The organism is Paraglaciecola sp., assembly GCF_051252315.1.
Lineage (GTDB): Bacteria > Pseudomonadota > Gammaproteobacteria > Enterobacterales > Alteromonadaceae > Paraglaciecola.
The window spans coordinates 1-22,748 of the sequence record NZ_JBPOFP010000027.1 but is presented as its reverse complement, the minus strand read 5'-3'; the positions used below and the strand labels follow the sequence as shown (position 1 = coordinate 22,748).

The following is a 22,748-nucleotide window of genomic DNA, read 5'->3' as shown; positions in this document are numbered from 1 at the left end:
ATGTTGATTTTAGCCTCACAATCTCCACGTAGAGCGGAACTACTATCTCAAATAGGTGTAAAGTTTCAGCAATCTTCCGCCAACATTGATGAGACACCGTACGCCAACGAAAATTCTCTCGACTATGTATTACGTATGGCTCAACAAAAGTCTCAAGAAGGTAGCGACAATACATCATCAGATAATTGGGTACTAGGTGCAGACACAGTGGTAGTCGCTAACAATGAGATTTTAGGTAAACCTGCAGATCAACAGGACTCCTGTCGTATGTTAAATATGTTATCCGACAGCACTCACAGGGTGTTAACCGCTGTTTCTGTTACAAAAGGCAAACAACAAAATTCAGTTCTAGTTGAAACTCTTGTTACTTTTGCCCCTCTAAGCAAAGACGAGATTAATTGGTATTGGCAAACAGGTGAACCCCAAGATAAAGCTGGCAGTTATGGTATTCAAGGGTTAGGTGGACAATTTGTGAAACAAATTCAGGGTAGTTATAGCGCAGTTGTCGGCCTACCCTTATACGAAACAAAAAAATTATTAATCGAAACTGGGGTGATAAATGAGTGCTGAATTACTAATTAATGTTACTCCATCTGAATCCCGGGTTGCATTAATTGAAAATGGAATTTTGCAAGAAATTCATATTGAAAGACATACAAAACGAGGGTTAGTAGGAAACATTTATCGTGGAAAAGTAAGCCGAGTGTTGCCTGGAATGCAAGCCGCGTTTGTTGATATCGGCCTAGATAAAGCGGCATTTTTACATGCTTCCGATATAGCCGTACATAGCGAGATAGAAGAAGAAGTCTCTTCTAGCCACTTAGAAAAACGCGATATCCGAGAACTCGTAAGAGACGGACAAAACATTGTTGTTCAGGTAGTTAAAGATCAAATTGGTACCAAAGGTGCGCGTTTAACCACAGATATCACTATTCCTTCACGTTATTTAGTTTTTATGCCGAGTGTTGAACATGTAGGTGTTTCCCAAAGAATTGAAGATGAAGAAGAGCGCGAAAGATTAAAAGGCCTAGTACAAGAGTTTTGTAGTGAACATGGTGGCTTTATTTTACGCACAGCTGCTGAAGGGGTTAAATCACAAGAGTTAACTCAAGATGCAGATTTTCTGCGTCGATTATGGGAAAAAATTCGTTCGCGAATGAAAAACAAAGCCCATATATTGTATGAAGATTTACCTTTAGCCAGAAGAGTTTTAAGAGACTTCGTTGGCACAGAATTAGATAGAATTCGTATTGACTCCAAACTATCTTTCAATGAGTTACAACATTTCACCAAAGAATACGCGCCAGAATTAAATAGCCTATTAGAATACTACCCTGGCGATCGACCTATCTTTGATTTATATGATGTTGAAAATGAAGCCCAACGGTCGTTAGAAAGACGTGTAGATTTAAAATCGGGTGGTTACTTGATTATCGATCAAACCGAAGCAATGACCACAATCGATATTAATACAGGGGCTTTTGTTGGCCACAGAAATTTAGAAGAGACTATATTTAATACTAATATTGAAGCAACCCAAGCCATTGCTCGCCAGCTAAGGTTACGAAATTTAGGAGGCATGATTTTAATCGATTTTATTGATATGTCTGAAGAAGATCATAAACGTCGAGTCATGCACAGCTTAGAGGTTGCTTCGAACAAAGATAGAGCAAAAATTAATATTCACGGTTTTACTGCTTTAGGGTTAATCGAAATGACCCGTAAACGCACCCGTGAAAGCCTAGAGCACGTTTTATGTGGAGAATGCCCTGTTTGTAAAGGTAGGGGTTCAGTTAAAACAGTCGAAACAGTGTGTTTTGAAATAATGCGAGAAATAGTACGAGTCAATCGAGCTTATGATGCCGACAAGTTTGTAGTTTACGCCTCTCCAGCAGTTGTAGAAGCGCTGCTTGGCGAAGAGTCTCACATGTTAGCTGAGTTAGAAATTTTTGTGACCAAACAAATCAATGTGCATACAGAAGCTTTGTACAGCCAAGATAAGTTTGATGTGGTCATGATGTAAAAGTGATGTGAACAAAGTTGTTTACATAAAAAAGTAGAAATAAACGTGAAAAAAGAGTCTAAGTCAGCATCATTTTATGTGGCCTATATGGTCAAAAAACTCTGGACATTAATTGCCCTGAGTTTAGTTGTGATCGCGGTTGCTCTGAGTATAGTGCGTTATTCTCTGCCCTACATGAATGATCAAAAACACTATCTAGAACAGTGGTTGTCACAACAAGTGGGGACTGAAATCTATATAGGAACTATTACAGCAAAATGGCAAGGTGTCGGTCCTGCTATCGTATTAAAAGACTTAGAGCTTGCCCAAACAGGATCTTCTCCAGTAACACTTCGTATTGCTGAAACCTCAATAGAAGTCGACTTTTGGCAATCTGTAATGGCTAAACAAATTCAAGCTAACAAGTTTGATTTAGAAGGATTAGAGCTGACCTTAGCTTTAGCTTCATTAGGCCAAGAAGAATCTGAATATCCAATAATAGATGCGCTAGAAAAACTGTTTCTGCAACAACTCCAATTATTTTCAATTAGTGATAGTAAAATCATTTTAAACACCCCTAACGACCAACAAGTCGTACTCATTGACCAAGTTTCTTGGGTTAACAAAGACCAACATCACCAAGGTGTGGGGCAATTACAAATTGAAGAGATTGCCAAAAATTCTTCGTCATTCATTTTAGATCTGTATGGTGATCAACATACTTTAAACGGTACGTTTTTCGCTAAAGGAGAGGAAGTCGACCTATCTCCATGGGTCAACCAGTGGTTAGTCACCCCACATGAATTGGTTGAAAGTCGTGGAAGTTTTGTCATGTGGGCGGCAATTGGAAACAATAAAGTAGACTCTGTTCAACTCGACTTATCTAATAGTCGATTTGCTTGGCAAACACCGAATGGGGAAATCAAAGCAGAAGTATTAGGTGGCCAAATAAGTGCTAGCCCACGCCAACAAGATTGGTTATTTAATCTAAACAACTTAGCCCTACAAATTAATGATGATGTTCTATCGAGCGACTGGGCAGCCCATATATCCAAAGATGGCAACTTATTATTACAACATGATCAAACACTAGCATTATCACCATTATTAGATCTTTTACCCTTAATATTAGATGAACAAAGCCTGTCAAGTATTGCTGCACTAAAACCCGAAGCGCAGTTAAATTCACTACAAATTAACCGTTCAGCTTCAGGTGATATGGCGATAGAAGCGACATTAGATGGCATTGGTTGGCAACAAACAGCGGGCATTCCAGGACTTCAAAACATTGAAGCTGGGGTTAAGTGGTTTAACGGAAATGGCTTAGTCTCGTTAAAAAGTAAAGCAGGTAATTTAGCCATAAACGACACACTCGTAGAAGATATCGAATACCAGCGCTTCTTCATGGACATGTACCTTCAACGCAATGAAAATAATTTCACAATTACCACTGAAAATGCCTTGTTCAAAAGCGATCTAGTGACATTATCGCCTAATTTCCAATATCGCAGTGAAGATAAACACCTTTCTTTTAGCGCCCAAATAGAACCAGTAGATGTGACAACTTTAGACAGGTTATATCCTGTAGATTTAATGGGCAAAGAAACAAGAAACTATTTAATAGAATCTTTGAGGGGTGGAGAAATCGTCGATGCCAGCTTGTTATGGCATGGCTCTCTTAGCGCGTTTCCGTTTAAACAAGACCAAGGGATATTTCAAGCGAATGTCGAAATAAACCAAGGCGAACTAAAATTTTCTCCTGAATGGCCTGCTTTAACCGATCTAGATATTGAATTATTGTTTGAAAATGAAAGTCTACATATGAGCAGCCAAAAAGGCACATTGTTAGACGTTTCACTTGTTAACATGTCAGCTCTAATCCCAACTTTATCAAATGGCGCTATTTTAACTATCGACGCTAAAGCGAGTGCTTTAGGAGAAGACGTCACAGAACTAATGCTGCAGTCTAATTTGGCAGATTCCTTAGGCCATACTCTACAACAAGTACAAATTAGTGGACAGTTAGAAACAGGTTTAAATCTACATATTCCTTTGAGTGGTCAAGATGTCATTGCCAAAGGGAAAGTGATACTCGCAGAAAACCAGGTTGATATCCCCAACTTAAATCTAAGCTTAGAAAAAGCAATAGGTGTCGCTGAATTTACTAATGATCAGGTTAATTTTACTAACATGCAGGCCTTACTCTTGAATCAAGATGTGTTGGTTTCGTTTAAAGGTGCTCAACAAGAACAAGGTTATCAAGCAGATATTGACTTAAATGGTGACTGGCAAGTCTCCCCACTGCTTGAAGAATATTTCCCTAATCTAATACCCTATGTAGCTGGAAGTAGCCCTTGGAATGCAACTATTGACCTAACATTAATGAGCAGTGGATATATGTATTCAGCGGCTATAAACAGCAATTTACAAACCTTAACCTCTAGCCTTCCAGCTCCTTTTGCTAAAACTAGTAATGACTTAATGCCACTGAATATTACCAGCCAAGGTAATCAACAGGCTTCTTCAATTAAGGCTAAATTGGGGGATGAAATAGAATTTAATGGCAATTTACCTCATCAAGATATGCAGTTTTCTAGGGCACATTTAGCCATTGGCGAATCTGACATTATTGGCATGGGGTTAGGCTTCAGTATTTCAGCTAAGTTAGCTCATATTGACGTTAGCCAATGGTATCAAACCATTAGTAGTTTAATCAGTGATATGCCTGAGAATACTAAACCCTTACTTGAAGCTCCCAAGAGAATTTTCATTAACGCTGATAACGCTATTGTCGCTTCTCAAAAACTAACTAACTTAGATATGGTAGCCAAAAATACCAGTGATTCATGGTTATTAGACATCAATGCTAAACAAGCCCGAATGGAAATTGCTTTATATAAAGATTGGTTAGCTAAAGGCGTTAATATTAATGCCGATTTTATTCAGCTCGCGAAATGGCAATCAATTGATTCCGAAGGCGAAGAAAATAAAGAAACTGAAGAACCCAAATTCTCCCCTGACTTAGACTCTTTGCCCCCCATTAATTTTTCATGCGCACGTTGCCGATATTTAGACCATGACTTAGGCAAGGTCGATTTTGGTTTATCTAGAGCTGCTACTGGCATGCGTATAGACAATGTTCGCCTTAAAAATGACTATGGCTTATTTAATGGTGAAGGCGATTGGTTTTTAGTTAAAAACAAAAGCAGTACTAGGCTAAAAGGTGATTTTACCAGTTCGGATTTTGGGGCATTTTTAAAGGGTTTTCAATTTGACTCAGGTATTAAAGATTCAGAAGCTTCTTCTACTTTTGACATAAGTTGGCAACGCGCTCCTTATGAATTTAATTTTGACTCCTTACATGGCAAAGTGGATTGGCATTTAAGTGACGGTTATTTAACTGAAGTAACAGATAAAGGTTCCAGAATATTTAGTCTACTGAGTTTAGAATCTTTAGTAAGAAAGCTCACATTAGATTTTAGAGATGTATTTGCCAAGGGGTTCTTTTACGACAAAATTGATGGAAGCTTCCAAATACAAGATGGTGTAGCTGATACACAAGACACCATAGTTGACGGGGGAGCGGGTGAAATTACTATGCGCGGTTACACTGATTTAACCGCACAACAACTAAATTACCAAATTGAGTTTGCCCCTAAAGTAACGTCAAGTTTACCGGTTATAGTCGCATGGATGGTTAACCCAGCAACAGCGTTGGCAGCTCTCGCATTAGACCAAGTGTTAACCTCAGCTAAAGTCATATCGAACATCAAATTTTCATTAACCGGCACGCTAGATTCACCTCAATTAAAAGAATTAGGTCGTGATAGCAAAGAAGTCAGCTTGCCTGCTCAAGCTAAACCCAAACAGCCTGAGCAAGGTGAACCAGATTTATTCCCTGTCGACAGTAAGTTAGTAGAGCCTGTCAGTTTATTAGTTCCTACCGAGCACCCCATTAATGGCTAATATCATTGCTATTCAAATGACTTCTACTCCAGATGTCAGTGAAAATCTACAATTTGTAGAACAACAATTACAATCCTTAACAGCTACCAGACCTTGTTTGGTTGTTTTACCTGAGTGTTTTGCCTGTTTCGGTGGAGATGATTTTTCCATATTACAAATCGCTGAAGATAAAAATAGTGGCCCGGTACAAAGGCGTATATCTGAGCTCGCTCAAAAATATAACGTGTGGATTGTAGCGGGGAGCTTTCCTTTACTATGCGATATTCGTGATAAATATACGGCATCTAGCCTATTGTTTAATGACCAAGGCGTGTTAGTCGAGGAGTATCAAAAAATACATTTATTTGATGTTCAGATTAGCGACAATACAGGAACTTACTTTGAATCTCGATACACACAAGCAGGTAACAAGTTAGCAGTAGTAAATACACCTTTTGGAAATTTAGGCTTAGCCGTTTGTTATGACATTCGGTTTCCTTTAATGTTTAGTGCCATGAATCAAATTGCACCATTAGATGTATTAGCTCTACCCGCTGCATTTACTCAAAAAACAGGCCAAGCACATTGGGTTAGCTTATTAAGAGCTAGGGCCATCGAAAACCAATGCTACTTAGTAGCAGCAAATCAAACCGGTAAACATGTAAATCAGCGACAAACCTATGGCCACTCCTGTATCATCTCTCCATGGGGCGATGTATTAACTGAATTATCAGAAAAAACAGGCACCATCACAGCCCAGATTGATCACACATTACTGACTGATATCCGCACTAAAATGCCTGTTCATCAGCACAACAAATTCAGGAGTCACCTTGTCTAATTTGGTAGAAGATAACTTACTTACCGCATCCGACCTAACTCGCTCGACCTTAGAATCAGCGCTTGAAAGCATCTATGTTCATGATACTGATTATGCGGATTTATATTTTCAATCTAGCCAACACGAAACCTGGGTGTTAGAAGATGGCATTATCAAAGAAGGTAGCTACAACATTGAGCGTGGTGTAGGTGTACGTGCCGTAAATGGAGAAAAAACAGGGTTTGCCTATTCGGATGACATTTCACCGGATTCTTTGTTTAAAGCTGCGAAGGCGTCTCGCAGCATATCTGCAGCAGGTGGAAAACATAAAATCACGCCATTAAGTGCCTCAACCACAAATAGTCGTTATTCATCTGACAACCCTATACTGGGCATGCAAGATCAAGAAAAAATTGCTTTGTTACGTTTAGTGGATGAATACATTCGCCAACAAGAACCCGCATTAACGCAAGTCGTTGTCAGTATTAGTGGTGTATATGAAGAAATCCTTATCGCAGCCACTGACGGCACATTTTGTACCGATATCCGCCCTTTAATTAGACTCAATTGCTCTGTTCTTATGGAGCAAGACGGTAGACGAGAAAGAGGCAGTTCAGGGGCAGGAGGACGTTACGCTTACGATTACTTTAAAGCCCAAGAAGATGATCGACCTAGATACCAACAAATTGCTGACGAGGCCATTCATATGGCACGTATTAACATGCAGGCTATTCCGGCTCCGGCAGGGCAAATGCCAGTCGTTCTAGGCAGTGGTTGGCCAGGCGTGTTACTGCACGAAGCAGTTGGGCATGGATTAGAGGGTGACTTTAACCGCAAAGGAGCGTCAACCTTCAGTGGCCGAATCGGAGAACAGGTTGCCGCTAAAGGTTGCACTGTAGTAGATGATGGAACCTTAGCTAATCGACGTGGCTCCTTAAGTGTTGACGATGAAGGCACTCCTACCCAATATAACGTACTCATTGAAGACGGTATTCTAAAAGGTTACATGCAAGACAAAATGAATGCCCGTTTAATGGGAGTAAAAGCTACGGGAAATGGGCGACGTGAATCCTATGCTCACCTACCTATGCCTCGTATGACCAATACTTATATGTTGGGTGGCGAATTTGAACCAGAAGAAATCATCGCTTCAATCGACAAAGGTATTTATGCACCTAATTTTGGTGGTGGCCAAGTAGACATCACCTCAGGCAAGTTTGTATTCTCGACTTCAGAAGCTTATTTGATTGAAAAAGGTAAAATAGCAGCTCCAATAAAAGGTGCTACCTTAATTGGTAATGGACCAGAAGCCATGCAAAAAATATCTATGATTGGTAATGATTTATCCTTAGATAATGGCGTTGGTGTCTGTGGTAAAGACGGGCAAAGTGTTCCCGTAGGTGTCGGTCAACCCACACTTAAAGTGGATGAGTTAACCGTTGGCGGTACTGCTTAAATCAAGTGAACAACCTTAATTAACTTTACTCATTTACAATAAATTCAATTAAGGTTCTTTTTCCTGAAGGTGACTCAATAACATAAGACAAAGCCAAATTAGAAACATCGCCCAATGAGTTATCAATTTGGATTAAGCGCACCTTATGACCTAATTCATTTTCAGAAAATTTTGTCCTGTTAGGTACAGTAAATATCACATTGTCTACCTGGTTTTCTGAATCTAAAATACCGACTAAGGTACCACTTGGCATGACCCGTCCTGCAGTATCGGTGAAAACGAGGTAGATTTCTTCTGTGTTACCATTTTCTACTTGAAGCACTTTAGTGGAATCTGAATCATTAAACACCAAGGTTTCACCTTGATACACGCTCCAATTTGCCCACGAACTAGACATAGTCATAAAAGCTGATTGGCGTACATGAAGTGTTTGATGGATACCTTCACCACATAAAGTATCAGATTGACATTGAGGGCCATTAAATAATCCGTCTGGGCCGTCATACTCTTGGTCATTATCAAAGTCTAAAAATATTTCAGCAGGATCTCTCTTTCCATCATCATTGTCATCTCGCCACGCTTCTGACATATCAATAAAACCCGTTTGCTCTGAGCCCACTGGAGCAGTAAGTGCTCCACCATCCATATCATCAAAAATGTTATTGCCATTAGCATCGAGCAAGGTTTCGTGCCCAATAGCTGTCGCTAAAATGGTAATATGATGATCGTCTACCCTTGGGTTAGCACTTGTCCAAACCACACTACAAGTACCATTTTCTGTAATACAGCTGGGCTCAATGGTTCCCCCCTCACTTGTGAAACTAACGGATGTACCATCTGGCACAGGGTTATTAAACGTATCGGCAAGTCTTGCAACCACACTAACCGTTTCACCATCAATATTATGAGCTTCCGGATTAAAATTACTTATTGCTAAACTCATACTATTTTGATCAGGCAAGCCCGTATTAACAGACAATAAATCAGACTGAGTTCTAATGACATCATCTGTGTCAGTCGTAATTTCAGCCGTTACCCTGACTGAAGTGGGCACACTGCCAGAAGTAACTCGGGTACTCACTTGACCTTGTGAATTAGTTATTCCGGATTCTGGAGACAAACTTAAACCGCCTGCCGCAGTATTTAATGAGAATGTGACTTCTTGCTGAGAAAGGGGATTGCCTAACGCACCAGTGACGTTAAAAACCAATGTTGAGATTGTTTGGCTATTTTGTCCACCCGTTCCTTGCAACACTATTTCACTGGGCTGTGCTGAAACAAAACCAATAGAGCCTATAGACTCAGCTTGAATAGTGATGGGACGGGTTAAAGAAACTGTTGAATTATTGATCACCACAGAAGCAACAACCGTATCAATATTTCCATTACTGCCAGCACAACTTATATCTTCATAAGTAGTTTGAGCTATCCCATTAATAGTATTCACTACTTCATCTATGGTTGCGGCACCTGTGGCAACACAGGTTGAGGTGAAACTAATAGGGGTTTGAGTTAATACTCGTTGACCATTTTCATCGATTAACACCACGGATAGACCTAAAGTGGCTCCGGCACTAATCTCTGCGTCATCACCGGCAACACTCATCCCAATTTCCCCCTCTATAAAATCACCATCTTGATCAATTCGACCAGCTCTTATAGATTGTTGCGGAATATGATCAACGGGCTGAATTTCGAAGTTCAGTTGATTGACTAGGTCTGTTTCATTATAAGTAACATTTGCCGTTGCTGTAGCTGCTCCCAGTTCGGTATCGGAAGCTGACAAGATGACATCAGCAACACCCTGACTATTAGTCAACGCATCATTAGTATTTAACAGACCTCTGCCAGCAGTAAAGCTAACGATCTGATCTGGCAAACCATTACCTTCTTGGTCGAGCAAGGTAGCTTGTAATAAAACCTGCTCGTTTGAACTAAATCGATTGGTAGCTTGACCATTTTTAAGTAACACTAGATTAATAACAGGTGAACCTATGTTCTCAACATTAGGTGTTAAAAACTCATAATTAATATCTACAATAACAGATTCAAATTCAGCGCTTAGCGTAGATGCACCAATAATACCTGTATCGCTGCTAAGAAATATTTCAGCAAGACCATTAGCATTAGTCAATTTACTGGCTGTTGACAATTCGCCTAGCTCAGAACTAAAAGTGATTATCTTTCCACTAATGGAACTGTTGGAGTGACTTAATTTCGCTTGAACACACAAAGTTTCGCCGGCAACAAAACTTGCTTCAGAAACCAATTCACATTGTGCATTTAATACAGATACGGTTAACTCATATTCATCATTTTGATTATTATCAGAACCAAATGGGTCATCGCCATTTTCACCTGAAACTCCTCCCCCGCAGCTAATCAGTATAAATGTAATTAATAAAGCTGAAAAAAATGAAGAGTTTTTTAAATGCATATTTTAGTTATCCAATCATGATTTCTTTTAAATACTTAAACAGTTCTCTTGATGCTTTAGGCGGTTTGTTTTCCGCTTTTTGCTTATTAGCCTGACGAACAAGTTGCCTTAACTTCTGTCGATCTAACAAAGGTTCTTCGGCTAAGGTAGCTTCAATCTTTTCATCACCTTGCGCGATCATGTCATCTCGTAATTCTTCAATTTTATGAAATGCATTATTCGCTTTTTTATGAGCCGACTTAATATTTAATAAAGCTTGTTCTATCGGCACAACATCCCGACTACGCATTAATTTACCAATTAATTGTAATTGTCGTCGATACCCTTCTTTTTTCCTTAAAATCTTTCTGGCTAACATTATTGCGTCAAGTAACTCACTATCTAGTGGGACTTTTGCTAACTCAGAGGCACCTAAATCGACTAACGAAATACCCAATTTTTGCAGGGCATTGGCTTGCGCTTTAATTTGAGTTTTACTCAGAAACTCTATGTCTTCTTCTATGTCGAAACTTTCTTCAACGTCTTTGTTTTTTCTTGGAGCAACCATGTCTTTATCTTTAGTGATACACTAACCCAAGATTGTAACCTTGAAAGCGTCAATAAACTATACACATTTAGCTCAAGCGCTATTCTCAGCCCAATGCGGCGTTAGAACACGAAGGATTTATGCAGCAACAATTATCTGAAATTCAAAATATAGTAGAAGATGTATTATCTTTAGCTAAGGAAAAAGGCGCAACTCAAGCTGAAGCCAGCATGTCAAAAGTGCAAGGAATTGCCGTATCATCGCGCTTAAAAGAGGTCGAAACCGTAGAGTTTACAAATGATGGTGGTTTAGGGATTACCGTATACCAAGGTAAGAAAAAAGGCAGCGCTTCTACTGCAGATTTATCTCCAGGTGCATTAAAACTGACCGTTGAAAAAGCCATAGAAATCGCCAAATATACCAGTGAAGATGATTGTTCTGGACTGGCCGATAAAGCCTTAATGGCTTTTGATTACCCCGATTTAGATTTATTTCATCCAACAGAATTAGATACAGAATTAGCGATTCAACAAGTAATTGCCGCTGAAGCCAGTGCCCTCGATGTTGACCCTAGGATTAATAACTCGGATGGTGCGTCTTACAACGCCAATATTGGCACTAAAGTGTATGGCAATAGCCATGGATTTAATGCAGGGTACAACAGTAGCCGATACAGTTTGAGTTGTGTTGTTATTGGTGAGCAAGACGGTGACATGCAAAGAGACTATGCCTATTCAGTTAACCGTAATGCCCAATTATTAGATAGCCCGCAAAAAATAGGCCGTGACGCAGCACAATGTACACTCGATAGACTAGGTGCACGCAAAGTAAAAACATGTAAAGTGCCCGTTTTGTTTCATCGAGAAATTGCTTCAGGATTATTTGGCCATTTTATTAATGCAATTAGTGGCGGCAGTTTATATCGTAAATCGTCATTTCTATTAGATCACTTAGACAAACAAGTATTACCTAATTGGTTTGATATATCAGAACGTCCACATATTTTATCCGGCCTTGCGAGTTCACCGTTTGACCATGAAGGCGTAATCACCCAAGACAGAGAAATTGTTACTGGTGGTATTCTTAACCAATATTTATTAACCAGTTATTCCGCCCGTAAACTTAAAATGCAAACTACAGGGCACGCTGGCGGAATACATAACTGGTTTATTAAAAATACCGGTGACTCTGATCAGGCCATGTTAAAAAAATTAGGCACTGGATTGCTAGTCACAGAATTAATGGGCCAGGGCGTGAATATTGTGACCGGTGACTACTCTCGTGGCGCAGCTGGCTTTTGGGTTGAAAATGGTGAAATCCAATATCCCGTGCACGAAATAACCATTGCCGGAAATTTAGCCGACATGCTGAAAAATATCGTTGCCATAGGCGAGATCCCAGAAACACGTGGCAGTGTACAAACAGGCTCTGTATTGATTGAAAGCATGCAAGTAGCTGGCGATTAACAAAAGCAGCTTAAGATCCAACTCTAAACATGATTCTTATTTAACAAATTCATGTTTAGAGTTGTCAGAATGTATTGATATTTGCTGTTAAATGGGAATATCTTCTGGAGCCGAAATATATCCTTGATAACCATTGGCTCTTAAAGAAGCAAAGCGTTTTAATTGATCTGAGTTTTCAATACCAGTAATTATCACTTCAATATTTAAACCTTTAGCCACATTAGTTAACGCGCGACACATCTCATTACCTTGATTTAACTTATCGTAAAATGCAAAAGATTGATCTAATTTAATATAATTAGGTTGTAAGGTTTGTAAATAATCTAAAGAACCAATTTGTCGCCCACATTGGTCAATGCCTACTTTAGCTCCTGAAGATTGAATTAATGCAAAAATGGTCTGACATTGCTCTAGAGAACGAACTAAGGAAGACTCTGATATTTCAAATAAGATTTGATTATTATTATCTGAACTGGCCAAGAATGTTTTTAGCCAGTTAATAAAATCAGCGTCTTGAATACTATTATAAGTCAAGTTAATGGCCACTGGTTGAGCTCTTAACTTTAAAATATTTTGATTTTTAATATTTTCTAATAAACATTTATCAAGTTGACTACCTAGATCGAATAACTCAATAAAAGGCATAAACTCTGCTGCACTGACTACCTTTTGGTCAATATTCAAACGACAATATAGCTCTCGCTGAATAACCTCGCTAGAGTTCATATCGGTAATAGCCTGCCATTGAAAAATGAAATGATTATTTTCAATCGCATCGACTAACTTAGATCGCCATTGCTCTCGACTATATTTTTGTGTTTGTTGAGCATCAATCCAATGACTGATTTTTCCTTCAATACGAGCTTGTTGTAATGCATTATCCGATTGAGACAATAAATCCGAGGCTTGCATATCGGCAATTCGTTGACTAACACCTATAGAAAACTGGCTATTAGCGACACAGCCAGCCTTTGTTATCTCTTGGTTAATGATCCGAATTAAAGTTTGTAGATAGCTTTCAATTTGATGTTGCTCAGCATTAGTCAGCAAAAATGCAAACTCTGTATTGGCAATCCTAGCGATAACGCCTTCGGATATTTGGGGTAATTCTTCCTGCATTCTAGAAGATAATGCGTGAATTATTTGATCTCGTCCTCGATATCCATATTTTGCGTGAATCTCTTCTAACCAATCAAATTGAGCTAAAATAAGCCCTCCAAACCCAGGTTCATTTAACCAGTTGTTAATTTGAGCATTTAAGTATTGACGATTAGGTAATGTAGATACTTGATCGACTAATTTGTCACCCTTTAATTCACTTACCTCTTGATCTAGAGTCGAAAAAACTTGTTTTAACTGACCAGACATTGAATTGATAGCACCTACTACATCTTTTAGTTCTGTAGTTTGTGGTGTTGTAATGCTCTCACCAAACTTACGCTGACCGATATTTTTTGCTTGTAATGCGATGTCGTGTAAAGGTTTTAAAATACGATTTAACCGGTTTCTAAGAACAAATATACTAATGATAAACAGCAGTGACATAATCATGACTGTGTCATTCATCACTCTCCATAATTGCTGATAACCTAAAGCCGGATGAGCTTCAACCTCTAGTGTGGCCAGCTGCATCCAACCAGAGGTAATAACACTTTTCTTCTTTTGCATAGCAAATAAATCAAGTCCCACTAACCACTTAGGTACACCTTCAATTACAACGGGATTTTCCCATACTTGCTCTTTATCATCAGCTAACCATTTCAATGTAACCTTACGATAAAAACCGCCCTCAAAAATGACATTAACTAAAGTCTCAGCAGTTACCATATCTCCGGTTTCAATGTGCGGTTGCAACATTAAACCTAAAGAAGTCATAGTATTATTGAGATCGGACTCCATTTGTCTGTCCATAAAATCTCGAGCTTGAGTGAACTGAAAATACACTAAACTGATCATGACTAGTAAAAATAGTCCAAATAATAACGAGTTAATTTGTCGAAATAAGGTCATTACTTTAAAACTCCAATTTAAGTTTAGGTTGCTTGAGTTTTGCTGTGTTTATTCGTTGACGTAAATCTCTCCAACGTTTTAAGCGAGAGGACTTTCCTGTAGGAACACTACGCCCAAGCTCCTTATTGAGCCACAATTGGCTTCCGTTAAAGCTATATATGGGTATCAGGTCGTTCCGTTTAGTGGCGGGTTTAATCTCACCATCTATATTATCTAAAATCAAAGGGATTGAAGCAGGGGTGTCATAATAAGCTAGCACCATATGATATTGATCAAGGTTGAGGGCCTTTACCATAGTAATCCGCATTTTTTCATCCGCTATACCCAATTCCAAAAGAGTAAAATATTTTGCAATCGAGTAGTCTTCACAATCTCCGCCGTTTGCACCAATAAACTCCACGGGAGTAGCCCAGTAGTTATTAACCCCCCAAAGCTTAATATCATCAACAAAGTGAAACATATTAAAAAAACGGTTCACTTTCTCCAATGTCTGATTTTCTGGTAAATTGGCATTGGATTCCATCAATTGAAACCAAGCATTCCCTCTTTTTTCGGCTCGGTCTCCGTAACTGGTTTTTAATGCGGCTAATATTTTAGAGCTATTAAGAGGAGTAGTAGAATCAGCATAAAGAGCCGTCAAAAATGTCATCAATAGGAGTAATAGACAAACAGGCTTTTTTAATAACATTACTGTTTTAAAACGGCTGCTCCTCATATTACTCCCTAGTCACTACTGGGTTTGGTCAACAGTGTAAATAGTCCAAATCATGTCATCGACACTTACGGTATGACTTAACTCAGCCATGATTCGGCGATTAGTGCTGTGAGCTACTTCAGTATCAGCAGGATCAGCTAAACGCTCAAAACCGTATCCTACAGACGAAACTCGCTCGGTCGCAATGTTGAAGTTTTCTACCAATACATTTTCCACTGCCTTAGCCCTATTCTTTGACAACCTTTGGTTGAGCTCAACGCTGCCAACTTTACTGGTATGCCCTTCAATCAAAACTTGTAACTCTGCATTTTTATTTAAAAAGTCAGCTAAACGTTGAATTTGAGAATAGGCCGAAGATGGGATCTCGTATGAGTTATGGGCAAATTTAACATCTACTTTTAGTGGTTCTATTAAGGTTTTTCTTGTGCCACAGCCATAGTTATCAATTGAGGCGCCTAATACTGTGTTATCACACTTTTCTCGAGCCTCAATAACACCATCACGATCATGGTCTCTTAAATCTTTTAACTGTTTTACACTAGATTCTAAACTAACTATGTTAGTTCCAGCGCAAGCACTTAATAGAGCACCACTACAAATTAACACCAATAACTTATTCATGGTCGACTCCTTGCTCATAATCATGCTCACCTTGCCACTTTTCCGAACGGGTGACTCGCAATGAATCAAGCAGTTGGCCTGTCACATTTAATAACCTGTATCTTGCACTTCGTTCATCAAAGTTGGCATCTAAATAATCTGTACGTGCTTGAAAAAGCTCATTTTCAGTATCTAACAAATCCAGTAAAGATCTTTGTCCTAAATTGAATTGTTGTTCATATGCAGACTGAGTATCTTTTGACGTTTCAACATGTTGTTGGATAAATGTTTTCTGTAATCCCAACATTTCATACGCATTCCAGGCGAGACCAAAACTTTCTGTTACTTCTCTATGAGCTCGGTAATTTATTTCTTTCGCTTCGATAGTTTTATACGCCGCTCCCCGTTCCAAGGCCGCATCTTTACCACCTGAATACAAGTTGTAACGCATTCGCAGCATCACAGTTAAATCATTTCTATGACCACCTACATCTGGACCCGATCTATTTAATCCACTTTCCCCAGCCAAGTCATTATCGGCATTAGCGCCAAGCTCTAACGACAATTTAGGATAATAATTTGCTTTCACTGAGCCACCATAAGCTTGCGCAGCTTTGATATCTTGTCTCGCTGACTTGATAATTGGATGGTGCTCTATGGCAAATATTAATCCACTAGCACTATCTTTAGGTAACATATCTGCGTCTGGTACTGGCATCACTAAATCATCAGGAGTGATGTTAGTGAGGCTAATAAATTGTGCTCGAGCATCTCGCAAGTTATTGCGGGCCGATATCAAATTAGATTGTGCTCGCGCAAGTCGACCTGTTACTTGTGAAAGGTCAGCTATGCTGCCAACCCCCGAGTCAGTCCGCTCTTTTATTTGATTAAATATCTGTTGATGAGAGGCCACATTTTTTTCAGACAAAGTCACTAATTGCTGATTTTTTAGATGATTTAAATAAGCCTGACTAACAGCTAAAGCTAAGTCTTCAGCACTACTAATCAATGCCCATTGTTCTGCACTTGCTTCATATTTGGTCCGTTTAACTTCATGGCTAGTAAACATACCATCAAATAACATCTGCCTAAGACTGACACCAAACTCCCCTCGAGCGAGTTCTGTTGTGCCGTCGTCAAAACCTAACGAAGAGCGCCTAATACCAGGACTATCGGTATACTCGTATCCATAACCTGCGGTTATATCTACTGTAGGTAAGTATCCTGATGAAGCACGATTAACGTCTTCTTCCTTTGATTTAAATCGAGCAAAAGCCTGACGAATATCAGGGTGAGTATCCAAAGCAAGTGCAACAGCTTGTTCTAAGCTCTGACCATAAGTCTCTGATAAAGGTATCAAAGAAACACATAAGGAGCAGGTTACTATCTTTACGCTGTTAACTAATCCAGCTAATTTCATAGAAATTCCATATTTTTATTATTAGTTATTATTGGTGTTTTACCGTTCCCGTAACGCAGCTTCATTCGCCCGCAGTAACGGATTTAAAATATATTCTAAAATGGTACGCTGTCCAGTTATCACATCTACATTCGCCATCATGCCCGGGATGATAGGCATTTCTTCATTTTGTTTGTTTTTTATACTTGAAGCAGCGGTTTGCACTCGAATCAGGTAAAAACTATTACCCTCCTCATCTTGAGTAGTATCGGCACTAATATGCATTACCTTACCTGTTAACCCTCCATATCGCGCAAAGTCATAGGCAGTAATTTTAACCACAGCCGGTAAACCTGGATAAATAAATCCTATATCTCTTGGTTTAATCTTAGCTTCAACCATTAAGGTGTCTTCGGTTGGCACGATTTCAGCAATCGTTTCACCAGACTTTACCACTCCACCTAAGGTATTAACATGAATTGTTTTAATCGTACCAACTACCGGAGACAAAATGAGAGCCTTAGTTACTTTATCCTGCGCACTCACTTGCGACTCGTTAATCCGAGATAGGTTATTTTGTAGTTCGTTAAGTTGAGCTCTGACTTCACTACGGTAAGATAATACTGTCTCTAACCGGGTTAATTTAGCTTCTTGCAAGCTTGATTTTAATTGGGGTGACAACAAACGCACTGCACCTAACTCACCTTTTAGGTCATTGACACTGCGTTCTAATTTATACAATTCAATCTTTGAAACTATGACTTTTTCAGCCAAGGGACGAGTGAGTGCCAGTTCTTTTTTGGCCAACTTATAACTAATATCCAGCGTATTAATTTTAGATTTAAGTTCGGTTATTTCTTGTTCTCTCTGACGTATTTGTTCGCCTTGTATGGCTAACTGATTTATTAAGTTATCGAGTCGACTTGAGTACTCATCTTGTTGACGTTGAACCATGAACTCTGCATTTATATTTAAGTCGTCTGGAAAAACCGGAGTGCTCTTCTTTACTTCTATTTGCACTTTCCAGTCTTCATCATCACCTACTAAAATACTCGATAACTCAGCCCTTAAACGAATGATATTAGCTCGAAGACTATCCACTTCTTGTTTTTGTTCCGCAAAATCTGACCGAAAACGAGTGTCATCAATTCTAGCTATAGGCTGGTCTTTTATAACCTGCATGCCTTCTTGTACAAACCACTTTTGTAATATGCCTCCGTCTAAACTTTGGATGACTTGGATCTGCGAAGAAGGAATCACTTTACCTGTGCCCGATGTCACTTGATCTAATTTAGAAAAATAAGCCCAAATAATAAAGCTCACTAATAAACCTGCCATGGACCATATGATTAATCGATGCAAACTTGGCACTTCAGTTAGCATGGCTCCATACACATCATCAGCCATTTCTAAATCTTTTTGACTGATTTTCATGAATTATTCACCGAATTATTTTTAGCACCATTTAACTGTTGTAGCACCACTTCTTTAGGTCCATCTAACACTAACTTTCCATTGTCTAACACTAAAATCCTGTCGACTAATGACAATAATTCGGTCTTGTGGGTAATTAATAACAATGTGCGGTCTTTGGAAGTCGCACTAATTGATTGTTTGAACTGCTGTTCTGCTCTAGCGTCTAAACTAGCAGTAGGCTCATCTAACAACAATATTTGTGGAGTATTTAAAATTGCGCGAGCTAACGCAATCGACTGCCTCTGTCCTCTCGATAAAGTGCTACCGCCTTCACCTACTTGTTGATCAAGGCCAAGAGAGTCCTTGTCTGTGAAAGCATTCACACCTGACAATTGTACGGCTCGAATTAATTGATATTCGGTAACTTGTTTAGTGCCGAATAAAATATTATCTCGAATAGTGCCATGAAATAAGGTGATATCTTGTGGCAAGTAACCAATATTGCGACGAAGGTCGCTAGGGTGTATTTGTTGGTGGTTTAATCCATCAAACCGAATGCTGCCATCTGTAGGTTGATACAAGCCCAATAATAATTTAGCTAACGTTGTTTTGCCTGAGCCATTTCGCCCCACTATAGCAATTTTTTCGCCTTGTTTTATGTCGATTGACATAGGCTGTAATACTGTTTTTTGAACATCTGGATAGGTAAAACTTACATTATCAGCACAGATATTACCGGCAAGTTTTGGGCGACTGGGTAAGTGAGCTTTATCTTCAAATTCCCCTTCTTTCTCCATTAATCCATCTAGTTGTCTCAAAGCACTAAATGTTTGATTCGAACGAGTCATTAACCCCGCTAATTTGGCTATTGGAGAAATGGCCCGTCCCGTTAACATGACTACTGCAATAATACCGCCCATAGAAATCAAGTTATCTGCAACACGATATACGCCTAAAACCACCACCCCAATAATAGAAACCTGAACCATAAAACTAGCAAGGTTAACCACTGAGTTAGTAATCATTTTTGATTTTAATAACCAGGTAGCGCTATGGCCAATCATTTGTTGCCAGGAGTTTTGCACAATGCCTTCGGCACCGTTGGCTTTAATAGACTCTAAAGCCCCTAAACTTTCAATCAGATGACCATGACGTAAGCTAGAAAATTTATTACTTTCTTCAATGGCAGCTTTAAGTTTTGGTTGCTTGTATAATGTATATGCAATGATAAGTACTGAAGCAATCACAGGAAACAACACCAGGTCACCGGCCACTAACCAAATACAAAACATAAATAAGAGTGCAAACGGTAAATCGACTAGTGCAGTAATGGTAGCCGACGAAAAAAACTCTCTTACATTATCAAATTCCGTAATTTGTTTTGCCAAGCCACCAATACTCGCGGCACGTTTTTCCAAAGGCACACCTATAACTTTAGCAAATAATTTAGCTGAGACTTCTATATCAATTTTTTTACCTGCGGCATCAATCAAGTAGCCACGCAATTGCTTTAATATAAAATCAAAAATGTAGGCAATCGAAGCACCAATGGCTAAGACCCATAAAGATTCAAACGCTAGATTTGGAACCACTTTGTCATAGATATTCATGACAAATAGAGGGGAAACGAGAGCAAATATATTAACCATGATAGAGGCGATAAGTACGTCCCTATAGATAGGTGTGGCATCTTTTATGTGTTGCCATAACCAATGCTGTTTTGAATCATGGATATGTACGTCAAAATTCCTATCACCACGATACTGCTGCTTAATAAGAAATATGTAACCTACAAAACTAGATTCTAATTCTTCAATTGTTAGTTTTTCTTCGCCACCGGTTTCAGGCAAGGTCACTATTGCATTGTTTTGTTCGAGGTTTAATTCTTGTAATACACAGGCTTGCTGATCTTTTAACATCAGAATACAAGGCAATAACATTTTGGGTAATTCGTTTAGCCCTTTACGTACAAGTTTGGCACTGAGTCCTGCACGAGAAGCGGCTTGAGGAAAAAGTTCAGGAGACAAGTAATTAGCGGTTGAAGGTAAACCTGCCGTTAGCGCTTCCGATGAACAAGGATCACCAAAATGCTCTGTCAATAAAACTAAACAATCTAATAATGGATCAGACGTTAATCGCTGGGAGGCGTTAATCAACCATTGTGGACTTGAGGGGTTATCAGAGGATTGCACTGAGATTCAGATTCCTTAAAACAAACATGTAGAACATAACACATTTAGTGGAGACTAAAGGTGTTATGTAAAATCACGTGTATAAGACAAATGTTACTATAACAAATCTTGGGAGTCTAACTCAGCGCTTGAAGTGCTAGTGGAAGCTGCTACATCACTGATAATAATCGCTCCATCCGCTAACAGCGTATTTGTCACAGTTTTAGCAGCATATTCACTTGCTTCTTCAGAATCCGATTTGTTGTTATCAAATTCGTTTTCTAGCTGTACTCGGGAGTTATCGTAATTACTTTTCACTTCTAGATATTTTTCCAACCTACCAACATCACCATCTAACAATATGTTAGTTAGGTCATACTGCTGTGTTGGGTTCGTACCCGAAATATCATTATTGAGTGCAAAAGCTTGTACGTCAAAGTCGGTATTAATTGTATCGCCTTGGTTTAAATAAATATCTAAATCCAAATCATTAGATAAACCAATTGGAACTGGTGCATCAGCAGGCGGCGATATAGTGATAGTCAAATCAGCCGAAGATAAATCACCGTTTAAAGAATCCCCATCTTGAATTGTATATTCGAAGGTTAAAACAATATCTTCTCGATTACCTGCGGTTACTGGGAAATCACCTAACTCTAGTCCAGCTTCAACAAATTGATATCCACCTGTATTATCAATAAATAAACTACCAACATCGGTAGATATTTCTAAGCGATTACTTGAAGTATGGCTCGCATCGAGTGTATGTGTCACTCCTAGATATTCAACTTGCAAAAGTGCTGGAGAACCAGAACCATCTGAACCAAAGTCATCTCTAACATCACCTGAGCTACCTCGTCCTAAACCAGTTGTATTGCCTGAAATTGTCCTTGGATTTCCATCACTATATACAAAACCACTAGCGTCATCATTGGCAATAGGAGCGTTAGCTATAACATTTATCGACACATCAGCTATATCTGTATCTGTGCCGTCACTTAAAGTGTAGTCAAATTTAGGTGGAGTAGAACCTGCAAGGAAACCTTTATTTTCATAAGTAAAATCTCCGTCGGCATTAATTCGCAATATTCCATTATCTGTTGCACCATTAAATAACAAAACGTCGACTGACGATATAGGAGTAACAACGCCATCTATTATCGTCAAAGTGGCATAATCATCATCAGCAGCATCAAAGACTAAATCACTACCGTTGACCTGTGTAACCTTAAGAGTGCCGCCATCACCGCCGTCAGTATCAATAACATTATCACCATCGTTATGGGTAATAACATTTCCTGAAACAGTAGACCCTTCATTTACATCAAAAGAATCATCTTCGGCTACTGGTGGGTTGTTCACTGGTGTGACGTTAATAGTGACATCTGCTGTGTCATCATCTGTGCCATCAAATAAGGTGTATTCAAAACTCGGTGATGCGCCAATAGGATCGTTACCATTGTGGGCGTAACTAAAGCTACCGTTTTCGGCTATTAACAAGGTGCCATCTTTAATCGCTACCGTTGCAAAACCTGTCACTACATCAAACACTAACGCTGCCCCATTAACATGGGTCACTGTCAGTGTGGCACCGTCTCCACCATCATGGTCTACCACGCCGTCACCATCGTTATGGGTGATCACATTGCCAGTTACTGTTGCACCTTCGTTTACTGTAAAAGAATCATCTTCCGCTACCGGAGGATCATTCACTGGTGTGACGTTAATAGTGACATCTGCTGTGTCATCATCTGTGCCATCAAATAAGGTGTATTCAAAACTCGG

Annotated in this window: 15 protein-coding genes; 6 read left to right on the top strand and 9 right to left on the bottom strand. The window is 39.2% G+C overall.

The window, feature by feature from the left end:
• The 5 genes from ACSHXM_RS07380 to tldD are packed head-to-tail and all read left to right on the top strand — an operon-like array spanning position 1 to position 8,223.
• A complete protein-coding gene (locus tag ACSHXM_RS07380) occupies positions 1-570 on the top strand; it encodes a Maf family protein (RefSeq protein ID WP_435688109.1) in 570 nt (189 codons plus the stop codon).
• The gene (rng, locus tag ACSHXM_RS07375) at positions 560-2,023 is read left to right on the top strand and encodes a ribonuclease G (RefSeq protein WP_435688108.1); all 1,464 of its coding nucleotides are present in this window, start codon (positions 560-562) and stop codon (positions 2,021-2,023) included. Before ACSHXM_RS07380 ends, rng begins: the two co-directional genes overlap by 11 nt.
• 45 nt (positions 2,024-2,068) lie before the next feature.
• Positions 2,069-5,968, top strand: coding sequence for a YhdP family protein (locus tag ACSHXM_RS07370; RefSeq protein ID WP_435688107.1), 3,900 nt, complete (start codon positions 2,069-2,071; stop codon positions 5,966-5,968).
• Positions 5,961-6,788, top strand: a complete 828-nt coding sequence (locus ACSHXM_RS07365) for a carbon-nitrogen hydrolase family protein (protein WP_435688106.1) — start codon at positions 5,961-5,963, stop codon at positions 6,786-6,788. Before ACSHXM_RS07370 ends, ACSHXM_RS07365 begins: the two co-directional genes overlap by 8 nt.
• A complete protein-coding gene (gene tldD / locus ACSHXM_RS07360; RefSeq protein ID WP_435688105.1) occupies positions 6,781-8,223 on the top strand; it encodes a metalloprotease TldD in 1,443 nt (480 codons plus the stop codon). The genes ACSHXM_RS07365 and tldD overlap by 8 nt, the downstream gene beginning before the upstream one ends.
• A gap of 25 nt (positions 8,224-8,248) precedes the next feature.
• Here the strand turns inward: tldD and ACSHXM_RS07355 are convergent, their stop codons facing one another.
• Both ACSHXM_RS07355 and yjgA read right to left on the bottom strand, forming a co-directional pair.
• Positions 8,249-10,660 carry an Ig-like domain-containing protein gene (locus tag ACSHXM_RS07355; RefSeq protein ID WP_435688104.1) on the bottom strand — a complete coding sequence of 804 codons (2,412 nt, stop codon included), beginning with the start codon at positions 10,658-10,660 and terminating at the stop codon, positions 8,249-8,251.
• 7 nt (positions 10,661-10,667) lie between these two features.
• Positions 10,668-11,207: a ribosome biogenesis factor YjgA gene (gene yjgA / locus ACSHXM_RS07350; RefSeq protein WP_435688103.1), complete on the bottom strand. Its 540-nt coding sequence runs from the start codon at positions 11,205-11,207 to the stop codon at positions 10,668-10,670.
• Between the two features lie 119 nt (positions 11,208-11,326).
• Between yjgA and pmbA the strand changes: the two genes are divergently transcribed.
• On the top strand, positions 11,327-12,652 hold the full coding sequence (gene pmbA, locus ACSHXM_RS07345) for a metalloprotease PmbA (RefSeq protein WP_435688102.1): 1,326 nt from the start codon (positions 11,327-11,329) through the stop codon (positions 12,650-12,652).
• An 87-nt stretch (positions 12,653-12,739) separates the two neighbouring features.
• Here pmbA and ACSHXM_RS07340 read toward each other — a convergent pair whose 3' ends face one another.
• From ACSHXM_RS07340 to ACSHXM_RS07310, 7 genes are all read right to left on the bottom strand, one after another.
• Complete coding sequence (locus ACSHXM_RS07340) at positions 12,740-14,662, bottom strand: bifunctional diguanylate cyclase/phosphodiesterase (protein WP_435688101.1); 1,923 nt, start codon at positions 14,660-14,662, stop codon at positions 12,740-12,742.
• A gap of 4 nt (positions 14,663-14,666) precedes the next feature.
• Complete coding sequence (locus ACSHXM_RS07335) at positions 14,667-15,377, bottom strand: transglutaminase-like cysteine peptidase (protein ID WP_435688100.1); 711 nt, start codon at positions 15,375-15,377, stop codon at positions 14,667-14,669.
• A 15-nt stretch (positions 15,378-15,392) separates the two neighbouring features.
• Entirely contained in the window at positions 15,393-15,998 is a 606-nt protein-coding gene (locus ACSHXM_RS07330) for an OmpA family protein (protein WP_435688099.1), read from the bottom strand.
• Positions 15,991-17,397, bottom strand: a complete 1,407-nt coding sequence (locus ACSHXM_RS07325; RefSeq protein ID WP_435688098.1) for a TolC family outer membrane protein — start codon at positions 17,395-17,397, stop codon at positions 15,991-15,993. Before ACSHXM_RS07325 ends, ACSHXM_RS07330 begins: the two co-directional genes overlap by 8 nt.
• A gap of 39 nt (positions 17,398-17,436) precedes the next feature.
• On the bottom strand, positions 17,437-18,810 hold the full coding sequence (locus tag ACSHXM_RS07320; protein WP_435688097.1) for an HlyD family type I secretion periplasmic adaptor subunit: 1,374 nt from the start codon (positions 18,808-18,810) through the stop codon (positions 17,437-17,439).
• Positions 18,807-20,984 (bottom strand): type I secretion system permease/ATPase, encoded by a 2,178-nt coding sequence (locus ACSHXM_RS07315; RefSeq protein WP_435688096.1) that lies wholly within the window; start codon positions 20,982-20,984, stop codon positions 18,807-18,809. The genes ACSHXM_RS07320 and ACSHXM_RS07315 overlap by 4 nt, the downstream gene beginning before the upstream one ends.
• A 96-nt stretch (positions 20,985-21,080) precedes the next feature.
• The coding region (locus ACSHXM_RS07310; RefSeq protein WP_435688095.1) for an Ig-like domain-containing protein at positions 21,081-22,748 on the bottom strand (1,668 nt) is incomplete at its 5' end.